Genomic DNA, 4,447 nt, shown 5'->3' on the forward strand with positions numbered 1-4,447 from the left:
TTCAGCATCGACGCGGTGCCCCCGCCTCCGCGAGCGGCAGCCGAACCGTCGTCAGCGCGGGCACCGCGTCGATGCTGAACGGCAAATCGTCGAAACCGGCGACAGAAACGTCATCGGGAATCCGCAGCCCGGAGTCCCGCAGCGCCGCACACGCCCCCAGCGCGACGGAGTCGTTCGCGGCGACGACAGCGGTCAACGACGGGTCGCGCCGCAGGAGTTCGAGCGTCGCCTCGTACCCGGCCCGCCGGTCGTAGGGACCGTGGACGGTCCACCCGGCCAACTCCTCGACCCCGGCGGCCTCCAGAGCCGCCCGGTGCCCTTCGAGCCGGTGCCGGGTGGTCGTCCGCTCCTCGGGCCCGGCGATGTAGCCGAGGCGCCGGTGCCCGAGTCCGAGGAGGTGCTCGGTCAACTCCCGCCCCCCGCCCCGGTTGTCGAAGGTGAGCGCGATCGCCCCGGTGTCCGGCGCCGGAGGCCGCCCGCACAGCACGATGCGCGTCCCCGCCTCCTCCAGCCGGCGCAACTTCGCGGCGACGGCCGCCGCGTGGGGCTCGTTCTCCATCGCGCCGCCGGTCAGGATGACGGCGGCGGCGCGCTGCCGCTGGAGCAACGTCAGGTAGGTCAGCTCGCGTTCGGGATCGCCCCCGGTGTTGCAGACGACCGCGAGCCGCTCGCCCCCGGCCCGCCCGCCGGTCCCGCCGATCTCGGACTGCACGGCACCGGCCATGATCCCGAAGAAGGGGTCGGCGATGTCGTTGACCAGGATGCCGACGAGGTCGGAGGTGGCGGCGGCGAGCGAGCTCGCGGGGCCGTTGAGGACGTAGTCCAGCTCGTCGACGGCGCGCAGGACCCGCTCCCGGGTCGAGGCCGCGACGGGATAGTTCCCGTTCAGTACGCGCGACACCGTCGCGGGGGAGACCTGTGCGCGGGCCGCCACGTCCGCCAGGGTCACCGTCATCTCGTCGTCCTCCGGTATCACGCGTCGTCGTACATCGTCGTACCGGTCAGACCCTACGGCCGAACGGCCGTACCGTTCGCCCCCTCGAACGACCCGAGCATCTCGAACTGGACACGGTCTTGTCCGGACCACTGGTCAGAGGCTAGCTTGCAGGGGTAATAGAAAGCGCTTGCTGTGACGCTGATCAGGTGGAGGCGTGCGTGCGGCGCACACTCCCCGCGTACGACTTCTCCGAAGGGACCGACGTGACACGCAAAACGGTGCGTATCGCCATGAACGGCGTCACCGGACGGATGGGCTACCGCCAGCACCTCGTCCGATCCATCCTCGCGATCCGCGAACAGGGCGGCCTCGACCTCGGCGACGGCACGGTGCTGTGGCCCGAGCCGATCCTCGTCGGCCGCCGCGAGCACGTCCTGCGCGCGATGGCGGACGAGCACGGCCTGGAGCACATCTCCACGGACGTCGACGCGGTCCTCGCCGACCCGACCGTCGACATCTACTTCGACGCCCAGGTCACCTCCGCCCGCGAGGACGCGATCAAGAAAGCGATTGCTGCGGGTAAGCACATCTACACCGAGAAGCCGACCGCGACCGGCCTCGACGGCGCCCTGGAGCTGGCCCGCCTCGCGAACGCCAAGGGCATCAAGCACGGCGTCGTCCAGGACAAGATCTTCCTCCCCGGCCTGCTCAAGCTGAAGCGCCTCATCGACGGCGGCTTCTTCGGCCGCATCCTCTCCATCCGCGGCGAGTTCGGCTACTGGGTCTTCGAGGGCGACTGGCAGCCGGCCCAGCGCCCGTCGTGGAACTACCGCGCGGAGGACGGCGGCGGCATCGTCGTCGACATGTTCCCGCACTGGGAGTACGTCCTGCACGAGCTGTTCGGCCGCGTGAAGTCCGTCCAGGCCCTCGCCACGACCCACATCCCGCAGCGCTGGGACGAGAACGACAAGCCGTACGACGCGACGGCGGACGACGCCGCGTACGGCATCTTCGAGCTCGACGGCGGCGCCATCGCGCAGATCAACTCGTCCTGGGCCGTGCGCGTCAACCGCGACGAACTCGTCGAGTTCCAGGTCGACGGCACCGAGGGCTCCGCCGTCGCAGGACTGCGCAACTGCCGCGCCCAGCACCGCAGTTCGACCCCGAAGCCGGTCTGGAACCCGGACATCCCCGCCACCGAGGTCTTCCGCGACCAGTGGCAGGAGATCCCCGACAACGGCGAGTTCGACAACGGCTTCAAGGCCCAGTGGGAGCTGTTCCTCAAGCACGTCTACGCTGACGCCCCCTACCACTGGGACCTCCTCGCGGGCGCCCGCGGCGTCCAACTCGCCGAGCTGGGGCTGAAGTCGTCCACCGAGGGCCGCCGCCTCGACGTCCCGGAGATCTCGCTGTGACCATCCAACTCCCCTCCCCGGACGGCGGGTTGCACGCGTACGAGCCACGCGCCGAACCCCTCGCCGCCACCCCCGGCGTCCCCTTCACCTCCCGTACGGTCTTCTCGGCGGCCCACGTCGTCGCGGACCCGTACGCCGACGTCTCGCCGGACTCCCCGGCCGCCGTCGACTGGGACGCCACCCTCGCCTTCCGCCGCCACCTGTGGTCCCACGGCCTCGGGGTCGCCGAGGCGATGGACACCGCGCAGCGCGGCATGGGCCTCGACTGGGCGGGCGCGGCGGAGCTGATCCGCCGAAGTGCCGCCGAGGCCAAGGCCGTTGGCGGACGCATCGCGTGCGGCGTCGGCACCGACCAGCTCACCACCGGCGGGTCCCTCGCGGCGATCCGAGCGGCGTACGAGGAGCAGCTGGCGGTCGTCGAGGAGTCCGGCGCGCAGGCCATCCTGATGGCGTCCCGCGCCCTCGCGGCGGCGGCCACCGGCCCCGAGGACTACCTGGAGATCTACGGCCACCTCCTGCGCCAGGCCGCCGAACCGGTCGTCCTGCACTGGCTGGGCCCCATGTTCGACCCGGCGTTGGAGGGCTACTGGGGCTCCTCCGACCTCGACGCGGCCACCGACACGTTCCTCGAAGTCATCGCCGCCCACCCCGACAAGGTCGACGGCATCAAGGTCTCCCTGCTCGACGCGCAGCGCGAGGTCGACCTGCGCCGCCGCCTCCCGCAGGGCGTCCGCTGCTACACCGGCGACGACTTCAACTACCCCGAGCTGATCGCGGGCGACGAAAAGGGCTTCAGCCACGCCCTGTTGGGCATCTTCGACCCGCTGGGCCCGCTCGCCGCCGAGGCCGTACGCGTCCTGGACACGGGCAACACGGCCGGTTTCCGTGAACTGCTCGACCCCACCGTCGAGTTGTCCCGGCACCTCTTCCAGACGCCGACTCGCTTCTACAAGACGGGAGTTGTGTTCCTCGCCTGGCTCGCGGGCCACCAGTCCCACTTCACGATGGTCGGCGGCCTCCAGTCCGCGCGCTCCCTCCCGCACTTCGCCCGCGCCTACCAACTCGCCGACGGCCTTGGCCTGTTCCCGGACCCGAAGCTCGCCGAGGAGCGCATGAAGAGCCTGCTCGCGGTGTACGGGGTGGCCCAGTGACCGACCTCGCGCGCTTCTCCATCAACCAGATGACGGTCAAGCAACTGTCGCTCCCCGAACTCGCCGACGCCTGCGCCGAGTTGGGCATCGACAAGGTCGGCCTGTGGCGGGAACCCGTCCAGACGTACGGACTTGACGCCACCGCCAAGCTCATCCGCGACGCGGGCCTGACCGTCACCACCCTCTGCCGGGGCGGCTTCTTCACGGCCATCGACCCCGCCGAGCGCACAGCGGCCCTCGCCGACAACCGCCGCGCGATCGACGAGGCGGCCACCCTCGGCACCGACACCCTGGTCCTGGTCTCCGGCGGCCTCCCCGCCGGCTCCAAGGACCTCCACGGCGCCCGCGAACGCATCGCCGACGCGCTGGGGGAGTTGGGCCCGTACGCCGAGCAGCACGGCGTCCGCCTCGCCATCGAGCCGCTCCACCCGATGTACGCCTCGGATCGTTGCGTCGTCTCGACGCTGGCCCAGGCCCTCGACATCGCGGAACGCTTCCCCGCCCACCAAGTCGGCGTCGCCGTCGACACGTACCACATCTGGTGGGACGACAACGCCCCCGCGCAGATCGCCCGCGCGGGGGCCTCCGGCCGCATCCACACCTTCCAACTCGCCGACTGGACAACCCCGTTGCCCGAAGGTGTCCTCAACGGCCGTGGCCAGATCGGCGACGGCGCGATCGACATGCGCGAGTGGAAGCGCTACGTCGAGGACGCCGGTTACACGGGCCCCATCGAGGTCGAACTCTTCAACGACCACCTCTGGGCCCGCGACGGCCGCGAACTCCTCGCGGAGACAGCGACACGGTTCGTGGAACACGCGATCCGCTGAACGCGCCGGGCCACACGACAGGCCCCGCCCGGGAACGCTTCCTGGGCGGGGCCTCGGCGTGAGATCAGCGCGTGGATTCCTTGACGGAGTCGACGAAGGTGTTCCAGGAGGCGG

3 protein-coding genes and 1 pseudogene are annotated in these 4,447 nt (G+C 70.9%); 3 read left to right on the top strand and 1 reads right to left on the bottom strand.

Going from position 1 to position 4,447, the window contains the following annotated elements:
• Nucleotides 1-16: 16 nt before the first annotated feature.
• Nucleotides 17-955, bottom strand: a pseudogene (locus tag AOK24_RS11960) (LacI family DNA-binding transcriptional regulator); the annotation flags it as partial.
• 245 nt (nt 956-1,200) lie between these two features.
• On the opposite strand from AOK24_RS11960, the gene AOK24_RS11965 reads away from it, so the two are divergent.
• Genes AOK24_RS11965 through AOK24_RS11975 form a run of 3 tightly spaced genes read left to right on the top strand, consistent with a single transcriptional unit; the run spans nt 1,201 to nt 4,333 of the window.
• Nucleotides 1,201-2,352 (top strand): Gfo/Idh/MocA family protein, encoded by a 1,152-nt coding sequence (locus AOK24_RS11965; protein WP_055720044.1) that lies wholly within the window; start codon nt 1,201-1,203, stop codon nt 2,350-2,352.
• Nucleotides 2,349-3,503 carry a dihydrodipicolinate synthase family protein gene (locus AOK24_RS11970; RefSeq protein WP_055720042.1) on the top strand — a complete coding sequence of 385 codons (1,155 nt, stop codon included), beginning with the start codon at nt 2,349-2,351 and terminating at the stop codon, nt 3,501-3,503. The genes AOK24_RS11965 and AOK24_RS11970 overlap by 4 nt, the downstream gene beginning before the upstream one ends.
• On the top strand, nt 3,500-4,333 hold the full coding sequence (locus AOK24_RS11975) for a sugar phosphate isomerase/epimerase family protein (protein WP_055720043.1): 834 nt from the start codon (nt 3,500-3,502) through the stop codon (nt 4,331-4,333). The genes AOK24_RS11970 and AOK24_RS11975 overlap by 4 nt, the downstream gene beginning before the upstream one ends.
• The last annotated feature ends 114 nt before the right edge of the window (nt 4,334-4,447 follow it).

Origin of the sequence: Streptomyces niveiscabiei (assembly GCF_001419795.1) — a bacterium.
In the GTDB taxonomy this organism is placed as follows: Bacteria; Actinomycetota; Actinomycetes; order Streptomycetales; family Streptomycetaceae; genus Streptomyces; species Streptomyces niveiscabiei.